Source organism: Amycolatopsis sp. WAC 01416, assembly GCF_003947485.1.
Classification (GTDB): domain Bacteria; phylum Actinomycetota; class Actinomycetes; order Mycobacteriales; family Pseudonocardiaceae; genus Amycolatopsis.
Genome location: NZ_QHHX01000001.1, coordinates 402,717 through 427,141, shown reverse-complemented (window position 1 = coordinate 427,141; position 24,425 = coordinate 402,717). Strand labels below are relative to the sequence as shown.

Here is a 24,425-nt window from a genome sequence, read left to right as displayed (position 1 = left end):
GGGCGTCCCCAATGCCACATCGGGAACCTGAGTAAGCCGCCTCAGGCCTTGTTCTCGTGCAGGGCCGTAAGCGTCGCCCGGCCGATGGCGTGGCCGAAGAGGTTGAAGCCGAGGAAAGCCGGCGTAGCGTCTTCGCCGACCTCAAGCTTTTCGACGTCGACAGCGTGCACCGCGAAGATGTACCGGTGCGGCCCGTGTCCGGGCGGCGGGGCGGCGCCGAGGAACTGCTTCACACCCCCGTCCCCCTTCAGGGTGACAGCGCCCGCCGGCAGACCGGAGCCCGTCTCGTCGCCCGCGTTCGCGGCCAGCGCCGTCACCGACGCGGGGATGTCGAACACCGCCCAGTGCCAGAAACCGCTCGCCGTCGGGGCGTCGGGGTCGTAGCAGGTCACGGCGAAACTCTTGGTCCCCTCAGGGAAGCCCTCCCAGGACAGTTGCGGGGAACGGTCTTCGCCGCCCGCGCCGAAGATCCCGGAAAGCTGGACTGTCGGCAGGAAGCCGCCTTCTTCGATGTCGGTGCTGCTCAAGGTGAAGGCAGGCAGATCGGGCAGGAAGTCGTACGGATCGGGTGCCTGCGGCATGCGTCCTCCTGATCGTGGAACCGATGACGAAGCCAGGCTAGGTGCTGTCCTGTGAGTCTGTTCGATGGGCTTCGTGATCCAGGTGGTTCCTGGCGGTGCGGGTGGATCGGCCTCGTACCGGGTCGTACTCGGCCGCGTCCGCCCGTGCCGTCAGGGGCCACCTGGGCGCGAAGACCGCGAACATGACTCGCAGGACAGCACCTAGGACCCCGAGGACCCCGGTGCGGGATCAGGGACGATTCCGGGGGTTACCCCTATGTCCATCCCGCCGTGCTGCCCTTAGCGTCGAGCTACACGAAACCTGCTCTGGAGGGACTCAAGACCATGGCGCGCCCACTCCTCGCGATCGGAGGCATCGCGTTGATCGGCGTCGGTGTCCTCACCGGCCTCGGCTGGTGGTGGCCGTCCGACGCGGAGGCCACCGCGGAGGTGACCCAGCCGATCCGGAGCGTGCGGATCGAGAACGACGAGGGTGGCGTCAAGATCCGCACCGGCGAGGGGCCGGTCCGGGTCCACCAGGAGTTCGAGTACCGCTGGAACAAACCGGGCGACTCGTTCCGCGTGGACGGCGACACCCTGGTCCTCGCCGGCTGCGGCAGCAACTGCGAGGTCCGTTACGACGTGGTGGTCCCGGCGGGGATCCCGGTCACGGGCAGCCTGGACTCGGGGGCGCTCGACATCGCCGGAGTGTCCACTGTGGACGTCACGGTCGACTCCGGCCGGGTCGAGGTGCGCGACGTGCCGGGCACCGTGAAGGTGCGGTCGGATTCCGGGCGCGTGGAACTGGCGAACATCGGACAGGCCGTCACCGTGCGGGCGTCGTCCGGCGCCATCAAGGGGGAGCGGCTCGGCGGCAACGTCGAAGTCCGCGCCGACAGCGGCCGCATCGAGCTCGAACTGATCAAGGGCGCCGACGTCACCGCGCAGACCGACAGCGGTTCGGTCGAGGTCACCGTCCCGGCCGGCGACTACAACGTCACCGGCGCCAGCGACAGCGGCCGCCGCGACATCGACGTGAACCAGTCCGGTTCGGCCCAGCACAAGCTCGATCTCAACACCGACAGCGGAAGCGTCAAGGTCAAAGCGGCCTGACGGAATTCATCGGGGGAACACTTTTTCATGGGAACCACAGAGAAGCGCGTCCTCGGCGCGCTCGCTCTCGGCGCGCTGACCGCCTTCGGGATCGTCGGCTGCTCCACCGAAAGCCACGAGAAGCTGAGCGACGGCGCGCCCGTCACCGAGCAGGTCACCGCGATCCGGGTGGACGTCCCGGTCGGCGCGGTCACGCTCCGGGTCGAGGACGGCGCACCGGTCTCGCTGCGCCGCGAAGTGACGTACACGGGCAAGAACCCGGGCAAGACGTACAGCGTCGAGAACGGCACGCTTGTCCTCGGCGGCTGCAAGCAGTGTGGCGTGGACTACGACGTCGTGGTGCCGCGCGAGCTGGCGATCTCCGGGTCCATCGGCACCGGCAAGATCACGCTCGCCCGCGCCACTTCGGTCGATCTGAAGGGTGACGTCGGCGACCTGAAGGTGCTGAGCACGTCCGGGCCGGTCAACCTGCACACCGGCATCGGTGACATCGAGGTCGGCCTCGCGAAACCGGGCGCGGTCACCGCGAACGCCGAGGTCGGCAAGGTCGTCGTCACCGTGCCCGACGGCGCGTACCAGGTGCGCGCGAAGGCGGAGGTCGGCAAGGTCGAGACCGGCGGCGTCCGGCAGGACCAGGCTTCGGCGAACGTCCTCGACCTCCAGTCCGGCACCGGCTCGATCACGGTGAAGCACGCATGAAGACCCTTGCCGCGATCACCGCGCTGACCCTGCTTCCGCTTTCCGCGGTGCCCGCGTCCGCCGCGCCCGGGATCGACTGGAAGCCGTGCGCGACCGAGTACGCGCCGACGCTGGAATGCGCGAACCTTCCGGTGGGCGGCGGCTTTTCCATCGCATTGGCGAAACTGCCGGCGACCGATCCCGCCCGCCGCGTCGGTTCGCTGCTGACGAACCCGGGCGGGCCGGGCGGTGCCGGCGTCACCGTGCTCAAGTACGGCGGCCGGGGGTTCGCGCTGGATCAACCGGAGATGGCCGAAGTGCGGCAGCGGTTCGACGTCATCGGGTTCGACCCGCGTGGCGTCGGGGAAAGCAGGCCCGCGATCAGCTGCGCGCCGAACCTGCACGATCCGGCGATCAGCCGTCTCCCGCGGAACCGCGCGGACTACGACAAGCTCATCGCGCACAACCGCGCCTCCGGCAACGAGTGTCTCAAGAGGACAGGGCCCGCTTTGTCCTCTGTGGACACTTGGCGCGCCGCCGACGACATCGAAGCGATCCGGGTCGCCCTCGGCGAGCCGAAGATGAACTGGCTCGGTGTCTCCTACGGTTCCGAACTCGGCGCCGTGTATGCGGAGAAGTACCCGAAGCGCGTCAGGACGATGGTGCTCGACGGCGCCATCGACCACTCCCGGCCGACGCGGCAGGCGATCCTCGACGAGGCCATCGCGACCGAGGGCGCGCTCAACGACTTCGCGAACTGGTGCAAGACGTCTTCCGACTGCGTGCTTCGCGCCAAGGACGTTCTCGCCACCTACGACAAACTCATGCGGACGCCCGGCGGCGTGCCGTCGAAGCAACTGGGGCGGAACGTGACCGCCGAGGAGATCGCGGCCGGTGTCTACGGCGGGTTGATCCTGCCGGCGTTCTGGCCGGACGTGGCGAAGGGCATCGAGGCCGCGATAGCGGGGAACGCGGACGGGCTGTTGCCGTACGCCCAGCTGGACCCGTCCTACGGCGCGTACCGCTCGATCGGCTGCCACGACTTCGGCTCGCCGTTCACCTCCTACCCTGACATGAGGGCGATGCAGGGCCTGGTGAAGACCCTCGCGCCGCACAGTTGGCGGTATTCGGAGTTCTGGGACTTCGCGAGCGGGTGCGCGGGCTGGCCGGTGCCCTCGGAGTACCTGCCGCGGCCGCAGAAGATCTCGGGTGCGGCGCCGATCCTCGTGGTCGGTGGAGAACACGACCCGGCGACGCCGCTCGTGTGGGCGAAGGGGCTCGCGCGGAACATCGAGAACTCGACGTTGCTCGTCGACGCCGGGTACGGGCACACGGGGCTGCTGAACTCCGCCTGCGTGCGCACCCAAGAGGTGAAATACCTGGTGAGCGGCGTCACACCCGCTCCGGGCACGGTCTGCCGGTAGCCCGGGAACAAGACGCCCGTGCCGCTCGTTGAGCCGGATACAAGGTTGAGTGCGGTCGGCTCAAGTCCGGCTTGACGGAAGCCGCACCGGCCCGATACAACTTGCGTTGAGCCCGCTCAAGGTGGGCGAGAACGTGCAGGTCACGAAACTAGCAGGAGGATCACACCATGGCGCGAGCGGTCGGCATCGACCTCGGCACGACCAACTCGGTCGTCGCTGTCCTTGAGGGCGGCGAGCCGACGGTCATCGCCAACTCGGAAGGTTCACGCACCACCCCGTCCATCGTCGCCTTCGCCAAGAACGGCGAAGTGCTGACCGGCCAGCCGGCGAAGAACCAGGCCGTGACGAACGTCGACCGCACCATCCGGTCGGTCAAGCGGCACGTCGGTACCGACTGGAAGACCGAGATCGACGGCAAGGCGTACACCTCGCAGGAGATCAGCGCCCGCGTGCTGATGAAGCTCAAGCGCGACGCCGAGGCGTACCTCGGCGAGACCATCACCGACGCGGTCATCACCGTCCCCGCCTACTTCGAGGACGCGCAGCGGCAGGCCACCAAGGAGGCCGGGCAGATCGCCGGCCTGAACGTGCTCCGCATCGTCAACGAGCCCACCGCGGCGGCGCTGGCGTACGGCCTGGACAAGGGCGAGAAGGAACAGACCATCCTGGTCTTCGACCTCGGTGGCGGTACGTTCGACGTCTCGCTGCTGGAGATCGGCGAGGGTGTCGTCGAGGTCCGCGCGACCTCCGGTGACAACCACCTCGGCGGTGACGACTGGGACGAGCGGATCGTCACCTGGCTGGTCGACAAGTTCAAGTCGTCCAACGGCATCGACCTCACCAAGGACAAGATGGCGCTCCAGCGCATCCGTGAGGCCGCCGAGAAGGCGAAGATCGAGCTCTCCAGCTCCAACTCGGCGGGTATCAACCTGCCGTACATCACCGTGGACGCGGACAAGAACCCGCTGTTCCTCGACGAGCAGCTCTCCCGCGCCGAGTTCCAGAAGATCACCTCGGACCTGCTCGAGCGCACCCGCAAGCCGTTCAACAACGTCATCCGTGACGCCGGCGTCGCCGTCGGCGACATCGACCACGTCGTGCTCGTGGGTGGTTCCACCCGCATGCCCGCCGTGTCGGACCTGGTCAAGGAGCTGACCGGCGGCCGCGAGCCGAACAAGGGCGTCAACCCGGACGAGGTCGTCGCCGTCGGCGCCGCGCTCCAGGCCGGTGTGCTCAAGGGTGAGGTCAAGGACGTCCTGCTGCTCGACGTGACCCCGCTTTCGCTGGGCATCGAGACCAAGGGTGGCGTGTTCACCAAGCTCATCGAGCGCAACACCACGATCCCGACCAAGCGTTCGGAGATCTTCTCCACCGCGGACGACAACCAGCCGTCGGTGCAGATCCAGGTGTTCCAGGGTGAGCGCGAGATCGCGGCGCACAACAAGAAGCTCGGCATGTTCGAGCTGACCGGTCTCCCGCCCGCCCCGCGTGGCGTGCCGCAGATCGAGGTCACCTTCGACATCGACGCCAACGGCATCGTGCACGTCCTCGCGAAGGATCTCGGCACGAACAAGGAGCAGTCGATGACGATCACCGGTGGCTCCGCGCTGCCGAAGGACGACATCGAGCGCATGGTCAAGGACGCCGAGGCGCACGCCGAGGAGGACAAGCAGCGCCGCGAGGAGGCGGAGACCCGCAACCAGGCGGAGACGCTGGTCTACCAGACCGAGAAGTTCGTCAAGGACAATGAGGACAAGCTGCCCGACGAGCTCAAGGGCAAGGTGAAGTCCGCGATCGACGAGGCCAACGAGGCGCTCAAGGGCACCGACTCGGCGAAGATCCGCGAGTCCATCGAGAAGCTGAACACCGCTTCGCAGGAGCTGGGCACCGCGCTCTACGCCAACGCGGCCGGCAACGCCGCCGATGAGGCCGCCGCCGGTGAAGGCGCGACCGGGACCGCGGGTGCGGGCACCGGTTCGCAGGCCAAGGCCGACGACGTCGTCGACGCCGAGATCGTCGAAGAGGACGAGAAGGACAAGAAGTGACGGGACGCTACGACGAAACCGAGGGCCGGGGCCCGGACGAACCGGTGGTCGTGCGGGACCGCAGGCGGATCGATCCGCTGACCGGTGAGGTCCGCTCGGCCGCCCCGGAGGCCGAACCCAAGGACGGTCCGAAGCACGCCGCTCCCGCCGAAGAGCAGGCTGTCCCGACGGAGCCGGAGCCCGCGGCACACGCGGGCCCCGGCCTCGGGGAGTCCATTGTGGACGACTCGGTGTCGGTGGCGACCGGGCTGGAGAAGGAGCTGGCGGAACGCACCGCCGACCTCCAGCGCCTCCAGGCGGAGTACGCCAACTACCGCAAGCGCGTCGACCGTGACCGCGAGCAGGTCGTCGCCGGCGCGAAGGCGTCGGTCGTCGGTGACCTGCTCCCGCTGCTCGACGACCTCGAGCGCGCGGAGCAGCACGGCGATCTGACGGGCGCCTTCAAGGCGGTCGGCGAGAAGCTGGTCGGGAGCCTGCAGCGGTCGGGGCTCGAGCCGTTCGGCGCGGAGGGCGAGCCCTTCGACCCGAGCGTGCACGAGGCCGTCCAGCACAGCACGTCGCCGGATGTCGCCGGGCCGACGGTCACCACGGTCATGCGCCGCGGTTACCGCTTCGGCGAACGCGTGCTGCGCGCGGCGCTGGTCGGGGTCACCGACCACGAGCCGGGTGCCGCTCCAGCACCCGCCGCGGCGGCGCAGGACGCCCCGGTGGACCCGCCCGTCGGCGGCGAGCTGCCGCTCGAGGGCGAACTTTTCGATGAGAACAACCGCTGATCGGCGATACGGCGTGAAAGGAGGAGACGTTCGGTGAGTGCACGGGAATGGATCGGTAAGGACTTCTACCGTGAGCTGGGCGTCTCCTCCGACGCCACCGCGGACGAGATCAAGAAGGCCTATCGCAAGCTGGCCAAGGAGAACCACCCCGACGCCAACGCGGGCAACGCGGAGGCCGAGAAGAAGTTCAAGGCGGTCTCCGAGGCGTACGGCGTACTGTCCGACACGGCCAAGCGCAAGGAGTACGACGAGGCTCGCCGCCTCTTCGGCTCCGGCGGTCCCGGCGGCTTCGGCTTCCCGGGCGGCGGCGGTGGCAGCGGCGGTTTCGACGTCGGCGACATCTTCGGCCAGGCAGGCCAGCAGCAGGGCGGTTTCGGCGGCCTCGGCGACATCCTCGGCGGTCTCTTCGGCCGCCGCGGCGGGGCGGCCGGTGCCACCGCGAACCGGCCGCAGCGCGGCTCGGACGTGGAGACCGACGTCCGGATCGACTTCACCGAGGCGGTCAAGGGCGCGACCCTGCCGCTGCGGCTGTCGAGCCCGGCGACCTGCTCCACCTGCGGCGGGAACGGCGCGAAGCCGGGGACCTCCCCGAGGACGTGTTCGACCTGTCAGGGCAGCGGGCTGGTCAGCCGGAGCCAGGGCGCGTTCGCGTTCTCCGAGCCGTGCCGCGACTGCCGCGGCCGCGGCACGATCATCGACGACCCCTGCCCGGAATGCGCGGGCGAGGGCATCAGCACCCGCACCCGCACGCTGACCGTGCGGATCCCGCCGGGCGTCGCCGACGACCAGCGGATCCGCCTGGCGGGCCAGGGCGAACCGGGCCGAGGCGGCGCGCAGCCGGGCGATCTGTACGTCCGCGTGCACGTCGCACCGCACGCGTTGTTCGGGCGCCAGGGCCTCGACCTGACGATCGCCGTGCCGGTGTCCTTCGCGGAACTGGCCCTCGGCGGCACGATCACCGTGCCGACGCTGGAGGGCAAGGTGTCGCTGAAGGTGCCGCAAGGTACGGCGAGCGGCCGGGTGCTTCGCGTGCGCGGCAAGGGAATCGCGAAGCGTGACGGCTCGCAGGGCGACCTGCTGGTCACCCTGCAGGCGGCCATCCCGGCGAAATTGGACGACAAGGCGCGTGAAGCGCTGGAGGCCTACGCCGAGGCCATGGCCGACCACGATCCACGACCGGAGATCACCGAACTTCTCGAAGGCAGGTGAGCGCGATGTTCGGCGGGTTGCCGCACGGTGCGGACGAGGAGACGCCGGTGTTCGTCATTTCGGTGGCGGCGCAGCTGTCCGGCCTGCACGCGCAGACCCTGCGGTCCTACGACCGCCAGGGTCTCGTGTCGCCGGGCCGGACCTCCGGCGGTGGACGGCGTTACTCGATGCGGGACATCGCGTTGCTGCGCGAAGTGCAGCGACTGTCCCAAGAGGACGGTGTCAACCTCGCGGGCATCAAGCGGATCATCGAGCTGGAAAACCAGGTCGACGCCCTCCGGGCGCGCATCGCCGAACTGACCGAAGAGCTCACTGCGGCGTACCTCACCGCCGAACAGACGGCCGCGGCCGTGCACGCCTCCTACCGCAAGGACCTCGTCCCGCTGCGGCAGCAGACGGCCCTGGTCGTCTGGAAGCCCAAACGCCGCAATTAGTCACCTGAATGCGGCGTGAGTCGACGACGTGACTGGAGCCGTAACTCACGTGACTGAAGCCGTAACTCACGTGACTGAAGCCGTAACTCACGTGACTGAAGCCGTAACTCACGTGATTGGAGCCGTAACTCACGAGTTACGGCTCCAGTCACGCGAATGACGGCTTCAAGCACGCGAGTTACGGCTTCGATCACGCGAAACCGGTGGCGGAAAGCTCGCAAGTAGGTGACTAATTGCGTTATTGGCCGGGGACGAGGGTCCGGATCTGCTGGACCTCGCCGGTGCGCGAGTCCATGATCCGCTGGGCCAGCGCCTTCGCCTGCGGGTTCTTGCCGTCCTTCAGTTCGGTCCTCGCGAGCGCGACCCCGTTGTGCTGGTGCGCGACGAAGATGTCGGCGAAGTCGAGGGTGAACTCCGAACCATCCTTTTTGGACAGTGCTTCGAGCAGTCCCTTGTCCGTGAGCCCGTCGCCACCGTGATGGTGGTGCGCGTGCGGATCGGCCGAACCCGTCTCGGGTTTGCCCCAGCCCTTCAGCCAGTTCCGCATTTCGGTGCTCTCGGTCAGCTGCGTCGCCTCGATGGCGGCCGCGAGATCCTTGAGCTCCTGCTTCTGCGCCTGCTTGGCCTTCACCAGCTTGACGATCTCCACGCCCTGGTTGTTGTGGGCGATCATCATCTGCAGGAACATCACGTCGGCGTCGTTGTACTCGGCGGACGCCGCGGCGGCCGATTGGGGGACCGGGGAGATCGGGCCGCCGGCGGTGGTCGGTGAGCCATCGCCGGTCCCGCAGCCCGCGAGGGCCACGAGACCGGCGACGAGAACGAGGGCCAGCTTCACTGCCGGGTCCACAGCGCGGGGGTGTTCGGCGGTTCCCAGCCCTGGAGCGCGGTGTGCGCCAGCTGGCAGCGATAGGTCGCGCCGCCGTAGGTCACCGTGCTGCCGACCGCGTAGGCCGTCCCGGCCGCCCAGGTGCCGCCGGCGGGCGGGTTGCTGGTGCTGGTCGGCGGGTTCGCCGTCGTGGGCGGGTTGCTGGTGGTCGGCGGGTTGCTCGTGGTGGGCGGGTTGCCGCCGCCGATCTGCAGGTCGATGCAGCTGTAAAAGGCCATCGGCGTGTCCGCGATGTTCCAGATGGCGAGCACCTTCTGGCGGCCGCTGAAGCCGTTCAGGCTCACGGTGTGCGACGTCGGGTCCTTCGGCGCGGAGTTGTTCCCGCTGATGTCGGCGATCTTGGTGCCGCCGATGTAGTACTCGTAGTTCGTGGTCCGGTGGTAGGCGGTGAACTTCCAGTTGAAGGTCACGCTGTTGCCGACCGAGGCGGCGGGCCACGGCTTCGATTCGTCGTTGAGCTCGGCGAATCCGGGAAGGCCGCCGTTGCAGCTGCGGAGCCCCTTGGGGCCTTCGACGCTCTGGGGTTCGTAGACGATGGCACCGCAGCCGGAAACCTTGCCCTGGGCACAGTTCGCCTGGCGGCTGGGCGGGGACAGCACGTAGCCGTGGGCGCTGGCCGCCTGGGGGATGGCGACGATGGCGATCGGGGCGAGGATCGCACCGGCGGCGGCTGCCACGAGCTTGCTTTTGACGGTCATGCCGGCTCCTGGGGATGGAACGACGGTGTTCCCGTGATGGGGAGCAATGTGGTCTAGACCATAAATCCGCCGGTGACCGCGGTCAATGATTCACTGACCTACTGCTGCGTCGAGCCCAAGTGGTACGGCCGATCGGCCTAATACGAACGGAGTGCCCGCTCAGTCCAGGGTGAAGGGGTCGTATTTGATCCGCGCCAGATCCGTGCCGGCGGCGAGCAGTTTCGCGATCGTCGCGCGGATCATCGAAGGCGACCCGGCGACGTAGACGTCGCGGTCCTTCCAGCCGTCGCGCTGCGTGACCGCCGTGGCCAGCGTGCCGCGGTCACCGCCGGTGATGGTGCCTTCCTCGGTCACCGGGGTCACCGTCAGCCAAGGGCAGGTGACGGCCAGCCCGCGGAGCTCGTCGAGGGCGTAGAGGTCTTCCGGCTTCCGGCCGCCGAAAAACAGGTGCACCGGCGGATTGTTCCTCCAGCGCGACATGTCGTCGAGCAGGGCGAGCAGCGGCGCGACACCGGTGCCGCCGCCGACCATCAGCAGCGGACGGCTTTCCGTGTGGTGCACCGAAAGCGCGCCGAGCGACGGGCCGATACGCCAGACGTCGCCGGGCCGGGTGTGGTGGACGATCGCGCGCGAGACCCAGCCGCCGCGCACGGCGTGCACGTGGAACTCCATCGTCCCGTCGTCGTGCGGTGCGGTGGCGGGCGAGAAGTAGCGCCACATCCGCGGGCGCTGCGGGACTTCGACGCTGACGTAGCCGCCGGCCCGGTACGGGAGCGGCTGGTCCGTGCGCACCTTGATGACGGCGACGTCGCGGGAGGCGAGCCGGTGCTCGACGACGGTCGCCTTCCACCACGCGGGCCCGACCTCCTTGCCCGCGGCCTCGCGCATGCTCTTCGATATGACGCCGTACGCGGTGACCCAGGCGTCTTCCACCTCGGGCGTCCAGTCGTCCTTCAAGAATCTTTTCAGCGCGGCGATCAGCGCGACACCGACGGCGTCGTAATGGCGGCCCAGGACGTCGAACTTCCGATGGTCCCGGCCGAGCTGGCCGAGGAAAGTGGCCAGCTCGTCGGGCCGGTCCACCATCTGTACGACGTAGACGAGCGCGCGCAGCAAACGATTTCGCTGGGTGGCCATGTTGATCGGGAACAACGCCCGCGCGTCCGGTGCGACAGTGAAGAGCGCCCCGTAAAAGTACTGGGACAGCTCCTCTGCCTTCGTTTCGACGGTGGCGAAACTTTCCCGGATGAGCTCGGCCATCCGGACGGTCTTGTCCGCCGCGGGTGTTTCGACCAGTGGCGGAACGGGAATCGGCGAGGATCTCGACGAACTCGGTGGATGCTCGTATTTCACTGTTTCGGCAGTCATGGGTGAACGATTTTCTCCAGTTGGATCGGGCATATTCTCCAGACCCGATGTCATCTTGCTCGTGTTCCCCCGAGGGTTCCCGACTGTATGCCCGGAAGTCGAAAAAGGATCCGCGAATGGTTGTTTCCCGCTCGAACGGAGCAAACGATATACGCGCGGTCAACACCGTCTGGCACTAAGTAAAGGTGATCAAGCAGGCGGGGTTTCCCTTGCTCACCAGTGGTTTTCGCCAGTTCGACGGCCACGCGTGATCCGCCGATCGGGTGGCTTTTCTCCGTGATTACCGCGTCACGTAACGACACGAGTCCGGCGACTGATCCACCATTGTGGAAACGGTTTCGACAGCGCCTAGTCGATGGTGAAGGGGTCGTACGCGATCTGGTCGAGCGCGCTGCCCGCGACCAGCATCCGGGACACCGTCGCCCGGATCATCGCGGGCGAACCGGCGACGAGGATACGGTGCCCTGGCCAGGACCCTTGCTGTGTAACGGCTTCCGCGAGCGTGCCCTGGACACAACCCGGGGCTTCCTCGCCGCGCTCGACCACCGGGGTCACGGTGAGCCAGGGGTTGGTGGCCGCGAGGGCGCGCAACTCGTCGAGGTCGTAAAGGTCCTCACGCGACGGTCCGCCGTAGAACAACTGGACCTTCGGGTTCTCGCCCCATTGCGCGAGGTCGTCGAGAATGGCGCGCAGCGGCGCGACGCCGGTGCCGCCCGCGATCATCAGGACGCCGCGGCCGTCGGTGCGGTCGATCGAAAGCCTGCCGAGCGGCGGCCCCAGCCGCCAGACGTCGCCCGGCTGCGTGTGGCTCACGATCGCGCGGGACACCCAGCCGCCGTCGACCGCGCGCACGTGGAACTCGATGCCGCCGTCTTCGCGCGGCGCGTTCGCCGGCGACAGATAGCGCCAGAGCCTCGGCCGCTGCGGGACTTCGACGCTCATGTACTGACCGGGCTGGTACGGCACCGGGAATTCGGGCTGGACGCGGACCAGGGCGAGATCCCAGGTGAGCCGCCGGTGCTCGAGTACGGTCGCCGACCAGGACGCCGGGTTCACGTCGGCCGCGGCGGCCTCCTGCATCGCGCGGGCGACGATGGTGAAGGCCTCCGCCCAGGCTCGCTCGACCTCCGGTGTCCAGTCCGGACCCAGGTGGTTCTTGAGCGAGGCGAGCAGCGCGGTGCCGACGGCCTCGTAATGCCGGGGGATGACGCCGAACTTGCGGTGGTCACGGCCGAGCTGGGTCAGGAACGGCACCAGGTCGTCCGGCCGGTCGACCATCTGCACGATGTGGACCAGCGCGCGCACCAGCCTGCCGCGCTGGACCTCCATGTTGATCGGGAAGAAGTCGCGGGTGGCGGGCGCGAGGGTGAACAGCATCCCGTAGAAGAACTGGGAGATCTCCGGGATGAAGGGCTCCGACTTCGCCCAGGTGTCCCGGATGAGCCGCACCATCGCGGTGACCGCGGGCGGGGCTTCCCTCGGTGCCGAGGAACGCGGCACCGGGCTGACCGCGTCGGCCGTCACGGGCTGGGAGTCGCTGATCGGGAAGCGCATACCGGAAGACAGTTCCCCAGGTTCACGAACGAGGGTCCACTGGAGAAGAATTCACGGGTCATTCACCTCTCCGGTCAGTGGCTTTCGGGCCGGTCGGCTGGTTCCGGCTCGCTCGCGAGACTAGCCGCCTAGAGCCTTTTTGCCTGCATCGTTGCTCCGGACGGGTGTACTCGAAACCGGTCGGCAGTGGGGGATCTCACGAGGTAAACAGTTGTCTTACGCAAGCGTCGCCGAATAAAGTTGTACTGTACAAGTAGCCGGGAGGCACAGATGAGCTCCGCAGACGACGCCAGGGTCGAATTGATGCGTGAGTTGAAAGCCGCCTCCCAGCTGCAGCACGCCTGGATCATGCAGGCCTGGCAGGACGACCCCGGTCTGCATCCGGCGGCCGCGATGCTGTTGTCGGACCTGGCGAAGCACGGCGAGGCGCGCCCTTCGGAATTGGCCAAACGACGCTTTGTGGACCTTTCGGTCGTAAGCCGTCAAATCTCCCAGCTGTCCGCGGCGGGGATGGTCGACCGCCGCCCCGCGCCCGAGGACGGCCGCGCGTCGATCATCAGCATCTCCGAACGCGGACACGAGGAACTGGGCCGCAGGCGGGCCGGTTATCTGGAGTTCATGGAGCGTGCGCTGGGTGATTGGGACGACGAAAAGGTCCTCGGCCTGACCACTCGCCTCGCCGAGATGAACGCCGACCTTCGCACGGCCTTGTCGGTGCGGACGTGCGACGTCTGACGGGTGCCGTTACTACCCGCCGGTCTTGACTGAACGGACCTTTCGCCTGGCTGTCACGCCGGTAGCGTCGATGTTGTGCGGAGCAGGGTCGCGTTGCTGGTCGCCTTGGGAATCGACAACTTCGGCTCGGGACTTTTCCTTCCGCTCGGGTTGGTCTTCGTCATCCGTGTGGTGGGTTTGCCCCTCGCCCAGGCGGGGGCCGCGGTCACTCTCGGTGCGCTCGCCGGTCTGCTCGTGCCCGCGCTCGCCGGGCGCCTCGTCGATCTGATCGGCCCGCGGACGGTGATGATCTGCTCCCATGTTCTCCAGGCCGCCGGAGCGAGCGCTTTCCTGGTGGCCGACGGTTTCGCCGGGGTCGTCGGCGCGTCCGTCATGCTCGCGGCCGGGCAGCAGCTGTTCTACAGCTCCCAGTTCTCGCTCATCGCCGACGTCGCGGGCGAAGGGCCGAAGGACCGGCCGTTCGCCGAAGCCGCGATGGTCCGCTCCGCGGGCTTCGGGCTGGGCGGGCTCGCGGCGGCCGGACTGCTGGTCTGGATCGGGCGCGACGGCTTGTACGTCGCCGTGATGGTCGACGTCGCGACCTTCGTCGTCGCAGCGGCCATCCTCTCGACGCTGGTCGCGCCGGTCCCGCGGCACCTGCCCCGGCTCTCCGGGCCCGCGCGGGTCTGGCGGAACCGCCCGTACCTGGCGCTCATCGTGTTCAGCGGACTCTTCGCGCTCACGATGGACTTCTTCCTCATCGGGATGCCGGTGTACATCTTCAACGCCCTGCAGGGCCCGCGATGGCTTCCCGGCGCGATCATCGCGCTGCTCACCGTCGTCACCAGTCTGGGTGGAGTCGTCGGTTTGCGGCTCACCCGGAGGCTGACCCGGATCGCCGCGATGCGCGCGGGCTCGGCGTTGTTCGCGGTGTGGTGCCTGGCGTGCCTCCTGGTGGTGTTCGTACCGAAGGTCTTCCAGCCGGTTTACCTGCTCGGCGCGACCCTCGTGCTGGCCGCCGGCGATCTCGCGTTCGGTGCGCGATCCGGGGCGCTGGCCGAAGCCGCGGCGCCGCCGGAGGCGCGGGGCCGGTATCTGGCGGCGTTCCAGTACGCGTTCACGCTCGCCGCGGTGATCGCTCCGGCCGTCGTCGCGCTGTTCTCCGTGGCACTCTGGATCCCGTGGGTGCTCGTGGCCGCGTGCGCCTGCACGGCCGTCGTCGGCCTCGGCCGGGTGGGCCCGCGTCTGCCCGCGGAGGCCGTCTCGCCGACCGGAGGCTGAACTTTTCTCAAGTTGAGCGGAACAGACTCAACTTTGTTGACGTTGTACCGGTCGACGGACTTTCGCAGGACCTAGTACGAGGTGAGGGATGGACGCTTTCAACCCGACCACGAAGACCCAGCAGGCGATCTCGTCGGCGGCGCAGGCGGCCACGATGGCGGGCAACCCGCACGTGGCGGCCGCGCATCTGCTCGGCGCCCTGCTGGCGCAGGGTGAGGGGCTCACCGCACCGCTGCTGACCGCGGTCGGGGCCGATCCGGAGCAGGTGCACAAGGAGCTGGAGCCGCTGATCGCGGCGCTGCCGTCGGCGACCGGCGCGACCGTGTCGAGCCCGCAGTTCGACGCGCACGCGGTCAAGGCGCTGACGCACGCGCAGAAGCTCGCGACCGAACTCGGCGACGAGTACGTCTCGACGGAGCATCTCCTCGTCGGCCTCGCCACCGAGGGCGGTCCGGTGGCCGACCTGCTCAAACGGCACGGCGCCACCCCGGACGCGTTGCGTGACGCGTTCGCCAAGGTGCGCGGCTCCGCGCGGATCACCAGCCCGGATCCGGAGAGCACCTTCAAAGCGCTGGAGAAGTACGGCGTCGACCTGACCGAACGCGCCCGCGCCGGCGAGCTGGACCCGGTGATCGGCCGCGACACCGAGATCCGCCGCGTGGTGCAGGTGCTCTCGCGCCGCACCAAGAACAACCCGGTGCTCATCGGCGAACCCGGTGTCGGCAAGACGGCCATCGTCGAAGGGCTCGCCCAGCGCATCGTCGCCGGTGACGTGCCGGAATCGCTGCGCGGCAAGCGAGTGGTGGCGCTGGACCTCGGCTCGATGGTCGCCGGGGCCAAGTTCCGCGGCGAGTTCGAAGAGCGGCTGAAGGCCGTGCTCAAGGAGATCACCGACTCCGCGGGCGAGGTCGTCACCTTCATCGACGAGCTGCACACCATCGTCGGCGCCGGCGCGACCGGCGAGGGAGCGATGGACGCGGGCAACATGATCAAGCCGATGCTCGCCCGCGGTGAGCTGCGGATGGTCGGCGCGACCACGCTCGACGAGTATCGGCAGCACATCGAGAAGGACGCCGCGCTGGAGCGGCGCTTCCAGCAGGTGCTGGTCGGCGAACCGTCCACAGAGGACACCATCGGCATCCTGCGCGGGCTCAAGGAGCGGTACGAGGTGCACCACGGGGTGCGCATCACCGACGCCGCGCTGGTCGCCGCCGCGACCCTGTCCGACCGCTACATCACCGCCAGGTTCCTGCCGGACAAGGCGATCGACCTGGTCGACGAGGCCGCGTCGAAGCTCCGTATGGAGATCGACTCGCGGCCGGTCGAGATCGACGAGGTCGAGCGCGCCGTGCGGCGGATGGAGATCGAGGAGATGGCACTGTCCAAAGAGGACGACGCTGCCTCCAAGGACCGGCTCGCCGTGCTGCGCTCGGAGCTGGCCGAAAAGCGCGAGACGCTGACCGCGCTGACGGCGCGCTGGCAGAACGAAAAGGGCTCGATCGAACGCGTCCGCGACCTCAAGGGGCAGCTGGAGCAGCTGCGCGGCGAGTCCGAACGCGCCGAACGCGACGGCGACCTCGGCAAGGCCGCCGAACTCCGCTACGGCCGGATTCCCGCGCTGGAGAAGGAGTTCGAGGCCGCGATCGCCGCCAGCGAGGTCAGCCAGCAGAACGTCATGCTCAAGGAAGAGGTCGGCGCGGACGACGTCGCGGACGTGGTCAGCGCGTGGACCGGTATCCCGGCCGGACGGCTGCTGGAGGGCGAGACGGGCAAGCTGCTCCGGATGGAGGAGGAGCTCGGCAAACGCGTCGTCGGGCAGAAGGAGGCCGTGCAGGTCGTTTCGGACGCGGTGCGCCGCACCCGGGCGGGCGTCGCCGACCCCGACCGGCCGACCGGTTCGTTCCTGTTCCTCGGCCCGACCGGCGTCGGCAAGACCGAGCTGGCGAAGGCGCTGGCCGAGTTCCTGTTCGACGACGAGCGCGCGATGCTGCGGATCGACATGAGCGAGTACGCCGAGAAGCATTCGGTGGCGCGCTTGGTCGGGGCGCCTCCGGGCTACGTCGGCTACGACCAGGGCGGGCAGCTGACCGAGTCGGTGCGCAGGCGCCCGTATTCGGTGGTGCTGCTGGACGAGGTCGAGAAGGCGCACCCGGACGTGTTCGACGTGCTCCTGCAGGTGCTCGACGACGGACGGCTCACCGACGGCCAGGGCCGCACGGTGGACTTCCGCAACACGATCCTGGTGCTGACCTCGAACCTCGGTTCGCAGGCCATCGCCGACCCGGCGCTCGACGAGCGTCAGCGCAACGACGCGGTGATGTCGGTGGTGCAGCGGCAGTTCAAACCGGAGTTCCTGAACCGGCTGGACGACATCGTGGTCTTCCACGCGCTCGGCACCGACGAGCTGACGTCCATTGTGGACATCCAGATCGACCGGCTCGCCACCCGGCTTTCGCGGCGTCGCCTGACGCTCGACGTCACCGCCGGAGCACGCGAGTGGCTCGCGCTGAACGGCTTCGACCCGATCTACGGCGCGCGGCCGCTGCGGCGGCTGGTGCAGTCGGCGATCGGCGACAAGCTGGCGAAACAGTTGCTGGCCGGTGAGATCCGGGACGGCGACACGGTCCGGGTCGACATCCCGGCCCAGGAGGCGTCGGACGCGCTCACGGTCACCCGGGTGGACTGACGCGGGCCGGTCGGTCACCCGCCGGCTGAGATGAAGGGGCCTTTCATTGCAAAATTTGCGATGAAAGGCCCCTTCATTGCATTGGCGACACGGCGATTTGTCGACGTTTCACCCTGTCTTCGGGGCGCGGCACCGAAAGGGGTGGCGCGACACGGCGCCCGGCGATCACATCCGGTGAGGGCAGGGGGATACCCTGACCGGCGTGGGTATTCCGGCGTGGATCTGGTTCGTCATCGCCGCCGTCGCCTTGGTGGCGGGGCTGGCGCTGCTCGCGGCCGACCGGGCGAAGGAGGGCTCGCGCAATCGCGAGCGAATGCGCTGGGCCGAGCTGCGCGGCTGGCAGTTCGTCGAAGAGGACGAGCGGCTGCCGCGGCAGTGGTCCAACGGCGCGATCGGGTACTTCGGCGCGCAGCTGGCGGTCAACGTCGTGGCCGGGTCCACCTTCACCTCCGACGGGCGGCGCCCGGTCTTCATCTTCGACATCGAGACCGAGGGCCAGATCCCGGCGGTCGTGGTCGCCGTCCGGTGCAACCGTGTGCACGAGGTGCCGCTGGAGATGTGGCTGTCCAGTGTGCCGTTCCAGCGCCAGGACATGCCCGAGATGCTCGGCCCGATCGGCCAGCGCTACGCCTTCGCCGACGACTCCGAGGGCGCCCGCAAGGTGATCACGCAGGACCTCGTCGACGCGGCCGATTCACTCGGTGGCGACGTCGGCGTGGCGTGGCTGGAGAACGAGTGGGTGCTCGCGAGCGTCGCCCCCAACGCCGGGCCGTCGAGGCTCGAGCGGCTGCTGCGCGACCTCGGCGAGATCGCCGACATCGTCGACCCGTTCGACGAGGAGTACGACAACGCCTCGACCCCGGGGCGCCACTGGCAGGCCGAGGCCGCCGACGACATCGAGCCGCAGGGCTAGGCGCTAGGCCCGCTCGAGTTCCAACGGGAGCGCTCCGGCGGTCGCGCCGGTGTGCCACGACTGACCGAGCACGGTCAGATCGAGCGTCCCGGACTGCGTCACCCGTCCCGCCTGTGCGGGATCCGTGGTCGGCAGAACTCCGCGCAAGGTCGTCGTCGTGGTGCCGCGGGCGGACGCCACGTCGCCGATTCCGAGGTCTCCGCTGATCCGGTGCGAACCGGCCCCGGTGATGCCGGCGCCATGCTGTGCCAGTTCCAGGTCCTCTCCGGTGGTCACCAGCCCGGACGACGGGCCGATGGTGCCGCCGAGAGCGTGTTCCTGGCCGAAGCCGGTGCCGGAGCCGACGTCCAGCGGCAGGAGACCCTTGAACCGGCCGTTGCCGTGCTGCGCCGACGTCGTCCCGACGGCGGCGAGTTCGCCGACGTCGACGGCGTGCCCGGAAGACCGGCCCGCCTCCAGCACGCCGCCGAGGTCACCGGAGAAGCCGCCGTCGAGCCGCATGGCCCGGTCGAGGCCGCCGCCGACGTGCTGTTCCGTCTCGTTGATCACGCCGACTCCGGGCAGCGGGCGGACGGCGTGATAGGTCCCCTCGGCCGCGCGGAGACCGCGGCTGTCCTCGGAAACAAGGGTGGGGACGCCGGTGCGCGGGTCGAGCGTGGCCTCGGTCAGCCGGGTGCCGGTCCGCTCGAGTTCTGTCTCGTTCCCGGCGACGACACTGCCGTAGCGGTCGAGCTTCACCGCTTCCCGCTGGCCTTGCTTGGCGGCTTCGGCGGTCTTCGCTGCGGCGAGCACGCCGACCTTGTCCGGACTGGCCGTGACACCGTCGCGGGTCTCGACGGTCTCGCTCACCGATCGGCGGACGTCCGCGATGGTTTTGACGTCGCCGACGTCCTTGCTGAAGACGTTCCGTTCGGTGTTGGTCAGGAAGCCGCGGAAGACGGATGTGTCGCCTTCGCTGGTGAAGCCGACACCGCGATCGAGGGTGCCTTCGCGCTGGTGATCGAGTGGAAGCGGGATCGACGGATCGGTCTGGGCGGCGAGTGCGCCGGCCGGACCGGCGAACAACAAGGCCAGCGGCGCCGCGCCGGCCGCGACTTTGGGCAGGTAGCCCGGCTTGCGCCTGCTGTGCTTCCCCATGGGGCCGGACGATACTTCCCGACTTGAGCGGTTGCACGTCAAATCCCCACGGTGGGTGACCCCCACACTCGCCCCTTCAGACACTCTCCGCCGAACCCGACCGAGGAGTAGGTTCGGCGACATGACACCGACCGCACTGATCACCGGCGCCACCGCCGGCATCGGCGCGCAGTTCGCGCGCAGGCTCGCCGCCGAGGCGTACGACCTCGTGCTCGTCGCCCGCGACGTCGACCGGCTGGAGAGCTTCGCCGCGGAACTGGTCGATGCGCACGGCGTCGACGTCGTCGTCCTGCCCGCCGATCTGTCCGAAGTGGACGGACGTGCGCTGGTCGAGACACGGCTGGCCGAAGCGCCGGTGGACCTACTGGTGAACAACGCGGGCTTCGGGCTCAACGGCGATTTCTGGACCATCCCGCCGGACGCGCTGCAACGTCAGCTCGACGTCAACGTCACCGCCGTCCTGCGGCTCACCCGCGCGGCGCTGCCGGGGATGATCGACCGCGGCGAAGGCGCGATCATCAACGTCAGCTCGGTCGCGGGCTTCTTCAGCGGCCGCGGTTCCACGTACACGGCCAGCAAGAACTGGGTCACCTCGTTCACCGAGGGCATCGCGGCCTCGCTGCCGAAGAACATCCGCATGATGGCGCTCTGCCCCGGGTTCACCGTCACCGAGTTCCACCAGCGAGCGGGCCTGGACAAGCCAGGGCCCAAAGCGTTCTGGCTCCGTGTCGAGCAGGTCGTGGACGAGGCACTCGCGGATCTGCGCCGCGGCAAGGTGATCTCGGTGCCGAGCCTGCAGTACAAGGCGATCGTCGCGGTCGGCGGACTGCTGCCGCGCGCGGTGCTGCGGAAGCTCGGCGGCGGTTTCGGGGGCAAGGGCCGCACCTGAGGCGCGGCCCTTGCCGCCGGATCAACGCGTGTAAGTGACGAAGGCCGCGCCGCTGTCGAGCAGCTTGTGCCCGGTGAGCTTCCAGACGCGTGGGTCGAAGGCGGCGTTGCGGGAGAAGAGCGGGATCCCCGTGCCGATCGTCAGCGTTGCCATCTTCAGCACGAGCTGGTCGATCTCCGGGTAGAGCGCGCCCGCCAGTTCGGCGCCGCCGATGAGCCAGATGTCCTTGCCGTCTTCCTGCTTGAGCTCCCGCACCTTGCCGATGGGGTCGTCGGCGACCAGTTCCACGGCGGGGGCCGGGCTCTCGGCGAGCGTCCGGGAGAAGACCAGGTGACGAAGGTGGGGGAAGGCGTCGGGGACGCCCGCCTTCAGCCCGATTTCGTAGCTGCGCCGTCCTTCGAGCACGGTGTCGAAGTGCGTGCCCTCCGCCGTGACGTTCATCGCCGCGCGGGCGGGGCCGGGCAGCGTCTCCGGGTACTCCGCGATCAGGTACTCCAGGTAGTCCGCCGGAATCGGCCAGAACCCGTCGGGTCCGGTGGGGTCGGCGCCGTCGGGGCCCGCGATGAAACCGTCGAGGGTGGTGGCGACGTAGTACACGAGCTTCCGCATGCAGAAAGATCCTTTCGTGATTTCACCCGAGTATGCCTGTGCGGCCTTTGCCGTCCGGGTTCGGTAGGGCCCGCCCTACCAAGGAGACGCACGTTCGCACCAGGGTGTGTCCGGCCGGGAATTCCTAGGGTTTTCCCCATGAACACTGGGTGGAACGGTGACGCGGTCCGGCTCGACGGCGTCCGCAAGGAATACGGCAAGGGCGTCGTCGCCCTGGACGGGGTGACGCTGGCGTTCCCGCGCGGCGGTTTCACCGCGGTGATGGGCCCCTCGGGCTCGGGCAAGAGCACCTTCCTGCACTGCGCGGCCGGGCTGGACCGGCCGACGTCGGGGTCCGTCGTACTCGACGGGCAGGAACTGGCCGGGATGAACGAGGCGAAGCTGACGAAGCTGCGCCGCGACCGGGTCGGGTTCATCTTCCAGGCCTTCAACCTGCTTCCGGCGCTGACGGTCGAGCAGAACGTCACGCTCCCGCAGCAGCTCGCCGGCGCCAAGCCGGACCGCCGGGTCGTCGAGGAGATGCTGACCCGGGTCGGGCTTTCCGGCCGCCGTAAGCACTTTCCCGGCGAACTGTCCGGCGGGCAGGCGCAGCGCGTCGCGATCGCGCGGGCGCTGGTCACCCGGCCCGCGGTGGTCTTCGCCGACGAGCCGACCGGCGCGCTCGACACCCGCACCGCCGCCGAGGTCCTCGCGCTGCTGCGCGATTCGGTCCGGACGACCGGCCAGACGGTGATCATGGTGACCCACGATCCGATGGCCGCCTCCTACGCCGACCGCGTCATCTTCCTCGCCGACGGCCGGATCGCGGACGAACTGCACGCGCCGACGGCGGACGTCGTCGCCGAACGCATGATCCACCTGGGTGCCTGGGGCAGCCAGGTCAAGGCGGGTGCGTGATGCTGCGACTCGCCTTCCGGACCCTGCGCCTGCGCAAGGGCGGATTCATCGGCACCTTCATCGCCGTCTTCTTCGGCGCGTTGATCGTCGCCTCCTGCGGAGGCCTGATGGAGACCGGGATCCGCGGCAACGCGGAACCCCAGCGCCTCGCCGCCGCGCCGATCGTCGTCACCGGCGGCCAGACCTTCGAGCTGCCCAAGGCGGACCCCGCCTCCCTCGACGCCGATGACAAGCGCAAATTCGAGGACGCGCGGCTCCCCGAGCGTGTCCGGCTCGACGACGGGCTGGTTTCCCGGCTGCGGTCCGTCCCGGGTGTCTCGGACGTCGTCGGTGAAGTGAGCTTCCCGGTCGCGGCGGGTGGCAAGCCCGCACTCGGCCACGCTTGGGACTCCGCCGCGCTGACCCCGTACACGCTGGCCGAGGGGGCCGCGCCCGCCGCGGTCGAGGAGTTCGTCGAGTCGACGTCCGGCTTCAAACCCGGCGACCGGATCGACGTCGCCGCCCACGGCGAAATCGAAGGCTTCCGGGTGTCGGGCGTGGCCGGTGCGCCGCGTTCGATCACGCAGGCCGCCATGTTCTTCTCCGCCGCCGACGCCGCCCGGCTCTCCGGGTACCCCGGCAAGGCCGACGTCATCGGCGTCTTCACCGACCCGGGCGCCGACCTCGAAGCGGTGCAGGCGAAGGTCGCCGAGGTCGCGACCGGGGCGAACGTCCTGAGCGGGATCGACCGCGGTGTCGCGGAGTTTCCCGAGGCCGATTCGAGCGGGGCGAACCTGATCGTCATCGCCGCGGTGTCCGGTGGGCTTTCGGTGATGGTCGCGATGTTCGTCGTGGCCAGCACGCTCAGTCTGTCCACCCAGCAGCGTTCGCGTGAACTGGCGCTGATGCGGGCGATCGGCACGACCCCGCGCCAGCTCCGGCGCATGGTGCTCGGCGAAGCGCTGGCCGTCGGCCTGCTCGCCACCGCGCTCGCCGCCGCCCTCGGCCCGTTCCTCGGCGAGTGGCTGTTCGGGCAGCTCGTCGAAAACGGCGTGGTGCCCGGGGTTCTGCGGTTCTATCAAGGCTGGCTGCCCGCCGTCGTCGGTGCGGGAGCCGCGATGCTCGCGGTCTTCATCGCCGCCTTCTTCGCGGGCCGCCGCGCCGGGAAGATCCGGCCGACCGAGGCGCTCGCCGAGGCCGCGGTGACCCGCCGCTGGCTGACCCCGACGCGGGTCGTGTTCGCCGTCCTCTGCTTCGGCGGCGGCACCGCGCTGGCCATCGTGACCGTCGCGGTGATGACCGGCCCGATCGCGGCCAGCACCGCCGGACCCGCGGTGATCCTCTGGGCGCTCGGCGTCGCGATGATCACCCCCGGCGTCGCCAAGGTGATGACGGCGATCCTGCGGTGGCCGATGCGCCTGTTCGGCGGGATCGCCGGGCACCTCGCCGTGCTCAACACCCGGGCCGGCATCGTCCGGGCGGCCGGCGCGGTCACCCCGATCATGCTCGCCGTCGGGATCGCGACCGCGAACATCTACCTGCAGACCACCCAGCAGGAGCTGGCCAACCAGGCGTTCACCGAAGACGTCCGCGCCGACGCCGTGATCGCTTCCGCGGCGGGCGGGCTGTCCCCGGACCTCGTCCAGCGGATCCAGGCCGTACCCGGGGTCGCCGGAGCGTCCGAGTACGTCACCAGCAGCGTGTTCCTCGAGGAGCCGTACGACTCCTCAGACGAGGGCCGTCCGGCGATCGGTCTCACCGCCTCCGGCGCGGCCGCGACCACCGACACCAAGGTGACCCAGGGCGACCTGAAGGCGTTGACCGGGATGACCGTCGCGCTCCCCGAGGTCTTCGCGAAGGACTTCGGCCGCGGTGTCGGCGACAACCTGAGCCTGCGGCTCGGCGACGGCACCCCGGTCGACGTCAAGGTCGTCGCGGTGACCAGCCAGCGCCCCGGTTTCGAGAGCCTGCTGCTCCCTGCCGGGCTGCTGGCCCCGCACACCACCGCCGGACTCGCCCCGCAGATGCTGGTCCGCGCGGCCCCGGACGTCGATCCGGCAGCGCTCACCGAACGGCTTCGCGAGGCGACGGCCGGGCAGCCGGTGTCCGTCGGCGACCGGGACGCGCTCGTCGCGGCGCACGCCAAGGACCAGGCCGTCGGCGCGTGGGTGAACTACCTGCTGGTCGGGATGATCATCGCCTACACGGTGATTTCGGTGGCCAACACGCTGGTGATGGCGACGGTGCGGCGGCGCCGCGAGTTCGGTCTCCAGCGGCTCACCGGCTCGACCAGGGCGCAGGTGCTGCGGATGGCAGGCTACGAAGGCGGGCTCGTCGCGCTGCTCGGGATCGTGCTCGGCACCGTCGTGGCGGCGGGCTCGATCGTCCCGTTCTGCCTGGTGGCGACCGATTCCCTGCTGCCGATGGGCTCCCCGCTGATCTACCTGTCCATCATCGGGCTCGCCGCGGCGCTCGCGCTGGTGGCGACCCTGGTCCCGGCCTGGCTGGCGACCCGCGGGCAGGCCGTGGACGCCGCGACGTCCGGCAGTGACTGAGCGCACTGCGGGAAACACCC

Annotated in this window: 21 protein-coding genes; 14 read left to right on the top strand and 7 right to left on the bottom strand. The window is 69.2% G+C overall.

Translation table 11 applies throughout. The annotated features are described in order from the left end of the window. Window positions 1-41 precede the first annotated feature (41 nt). Window positions 42-581, bottom strand: coding sequence for a YbhB/YbcL family Raf kinase inhibitor-like protein (locus tag DL990_RS02115; RefSeq protein WP_125797730.1), 540 nt, complete (start codon window positions 579-581; stop codon window positions 42-44). Window positions 582-905: 324 nt separating this feature from the next. On the opposite strand from DL990_RS02115, the gene DL990_RS02110 reads away from it, so the two are divergent. From DL990_RS02110 to DL990_RS02080, 7 genes are all read left to right on the top strand, one after another. Next, complete coding sequence (locus DL990_RS02110) at window positions 906-1,673, top strand: DUF4097 family beta strand repeat-containing protein (RefSeq protein ID WP_125797729.1); 768 nt, start codon at window positions 906-908, stop codon at window positions 1,671-1,673. A gap of 27 nt (window positions 1,674-1,700) precedes the next feature. Next, window positions 1,701-2,372, top strand: coding sequence for a DUF4097 family beta strand repeat-containing protein (locus DL990_RS02105; protein ID WP_125797728.1), 672 nt, complete (start codon window positions 1,701-1,703; stop codon window positions 2,370-2,372). Then, on the top strand, window positions 2,369-3,775 hold the full coding sequence (locus DL990_RS02100; protein WP_125797727.1) for an alpha/beta hydrolase: 1,407 nt from the start codon (window positions 2,369-2,371) through the stop codon (window positions 3,773-3,775). The genes DL990_RS02105 and DL990_RS02100 overlap by 4 nt, the downstream gene beginning before the upstream one ends. A 167-nt stretch (window positions 3,776-3,942) precedes the next feature. Next, window positions 3,943-5,820 (top strand): molecular chaperone DnaK, encoded by a 1,878-nt coding sequence (gene dnaK, locus DL990_RS02095; RefSeq protein ID WP_125784777.1) that lies wholly within the window; start codon window positions 3,943-3,945, stop codon window positions 5,818-5,820. Then, a complete protein-coding gene (gene grpE, locus DL990_RS02090) occupies window positions 5,817-6,593 on the top strand; it encodes a nucleotide exchange factor GrpE (protein WP_125797726.1) in 777 nt (258 codons plus the stop codon). The genes dnaK and grpE overlap by 4 nt, the downstream gene beginning before the upstream one ends. A gap of 33 nt (window positions 6,594-6,626) precedes the next feature. Then, window positions 6,627-7,802, top strand: a complete 1,176-nt coding sequence (gene dnaJ / locus DL990_RS02085) for a molecular chaperone DnaJ (RefSeq protein ID WP_125784779.1) — start codon at window positions 6,627-6,629, stop codon at window positions 7,800-7,802. A 5-nt stretch (window positions 7,803-7,807) separates the two neighbouring features. Further along, window positions 7,808-8,236 (top strand): heat shock protein transcriptional repressor HspR, encoded by a 429-nt coding sequence (locus tag DL990_RS02080; protein ID WP_125784780.1) that lies wholly within the window; start codon window positions 7,808-7,810, stop codon window positions 8,234-8,236. A gap of 238 nt (window positions 8,237-8,474) precedes the next feature. Here DL990_RS02080 and DL990_RS02075 read toward each other — a convergent pair whose 3' ends face one another. The 4 genes from DL990_RS02075 to DL990_RS02060 form a co-directional block, all read right to left on the bottom strand. Next, entirely contained in the window at window positions 8,475-9,074 is a 600-nt protein-coding gene (locus DL990_RS02075; protein WP_125797725.1) for a DUF305 domain-containing protein, read from the bottom strand. Beyond that, complete coding sequence (locus DL990_RS02070; protein WP_125797724.1) at window positions 9,071-9,823, bottom strand: lytic polysaccharide monooxygenase; 753 nt, start codon at window positions 9,821-9,823, stop codon at window positions 9,071-9,073. Before DL990_RS02070 ends, DL990_RS02075 begins: the two co-directional genes overlap by 4 nt. Before the next feature lie 159 nt (window positions 9,824-9,982). Then, window positions 9,983-11,083, bottom strand: coding sequence for a globin domain-containing protein (locus DL990_RS02065; RefSeq protein WP_125797944.1), 1,101 nt, complete (start codon window positions 11,081-11,083; stop codon window positions 9,983-9,985). A 456-nt stretch (window positions 11,084-11,539) separates the two neighbouring features. Beyond that, complete coding sequence (locus DL990_RS02060; RefSeq protein ID WP_199746187.1) at window positions 11,540-12,745, bottom strand: globin domain-containing protein; 1,206 nt, start codon at window positions 12,743-12,745, stop codon at window positions 11,540-11,542. A 270-nt stretch (window positions 12,746-13,015) separates the two neighbouring features. Here DL990_RS02060 and DL990_RS02055 point away from each other — a divergent pair, with 270 nt between their 5' ends. The 4 genes from DL990_RS02055 to DL990_RS02040 all read left to right on the top strand — a co-directional run bounded on the left by DL990_RS02055 (window position 13,016) and on the right by DL990_RS02040 (window position 18,339). Next, window positions 13,016-13,480, top strand: coding sequence for a MarR family winged helix-turn-helix transcriptional regulator (locus DL990_RS02055; RefSeq protein ID WP_125784783.1), 465 nt, complete (start codon window positions 13,016-13,018; stop codon window positions 13,478-13,480). A gap of 75 nt (window positions 13,481-13,555) precedes the next feature. Then, window positions 13,556-14,740 (top strand): MFS transporter, encoded by a 1,185-nt coding sequence (locus tag DL990_RS02050; RefSeq protein WP_125797723.1) that lies wholly within the window; start codon window positions 13,556-13,558, stop codon window positions 14,738-14,740. A gap of 88 nt (window positions 14,741-14,828) precedes the next feature. After that, window positions 14,829-17,426: an ATP-dependent chaperone ClpB gene (clpB, locus tag DL990_RS02045; protein WP_125797722.1), complete on the top strand. Its 2,598-nt coding sequence runs from the start codon at window positions 14,829-14,831 to the stop codon at window positions 17,424-17,426. Window positions 17,427-17,628: 202 nt separating this feature from the next. Then, a complete protein-coding gene (locus DL990_RS02040; RefSeq protein ID WP_125797721.1) occupies window positions 17,629-18,339 on the top strand; it encodes a hypothetical protein in 711 nt (236 codons plus the stop codon). Window positions 18,340-18,342: 3 nt separating this feature from the next. On the opposite strand, the gene DL990_RS02035 is transcribed toward DL990_RS02040, so the two are convergent. Beyond that, complete coding sequence (locus DL990_RS02035; protein WP_125797720.1) at window positions 18,343-19,476, bottom strand: hypothetical protein; 1,134 nt, start codon at window positions 19,474-19,476, stop codon at window positions 18,343-18,345. Between the two features lie 121 nt (window positions 19,477-19,597). Here DL990_RS02035 and DL990_RS02030 point away from each other — a divergent pair, with 121 nt between their 5' ends. After that, on the top strand, window positions 19,598-20,365 hold the full coding sequence (locus DL990_RS02030) for an SDR family oxidoreductase (RefSeq protein WP_125797719.1): 768 nt from the start codon (window positions 19,598-19,600) through the stop codon (window positions 20,363-20,365). A gap of 21 nt (window positions 20,366-20,386) precedes the next feature. On the opposite strand, the gene DL990_RS02025 is transcribed toward DL990_RS02030, so the two are convergent. Further along, window positions 20,387-20,974 carry a dihydrofolate reductase family protein gene (locus DL990_RS02025; RefSeq protein ID WP_125784789.1) on the bottom strand — a complete coding sequence of 196 codons (588 nt, stop codon included), beginning with the start codon at window positions 20,972-20,974 and terminating at the stop codon, window positions 20,387-20,389. Window positions 20,975-21,112: 138 nt separating this feature from the next. Between DL990_RS02025 and DL990_RS02020 the strand changes: the two genes are divergently transcribed. Together DL990_RS02020 and DL990_RS02015 are read left to right on the top strand one after the other, a co-directional pair. Next, window positions 21,113-21,871 (top strand): ABC transporter ATP-binding protein, encoded by a 759-nt coding sequence (locus DL990_RS02020; RefSeq protein WP_125784790.1) that lies wholly within the window; start codon window positions 21,113-21,115, stop codon window positions 21,869-21,871. Further along, on the top strand, window positions 21,871-24,405 hold the full coding sequence (locus DL990_RS02015; RefSeq protein WP_125797718.1) for an FtsX-like permease family protein: 2,535 nt from the start codon (window positions 21,871-21,873) through the stop codon (window positions 24,403-24,405). Before DL990_RS02020 ends, DL990_RS02015 begins: the two co-directional genes overlap by 1 nt. Window positions 24,406-24,425: the final 20 nt, after the last annotated feature.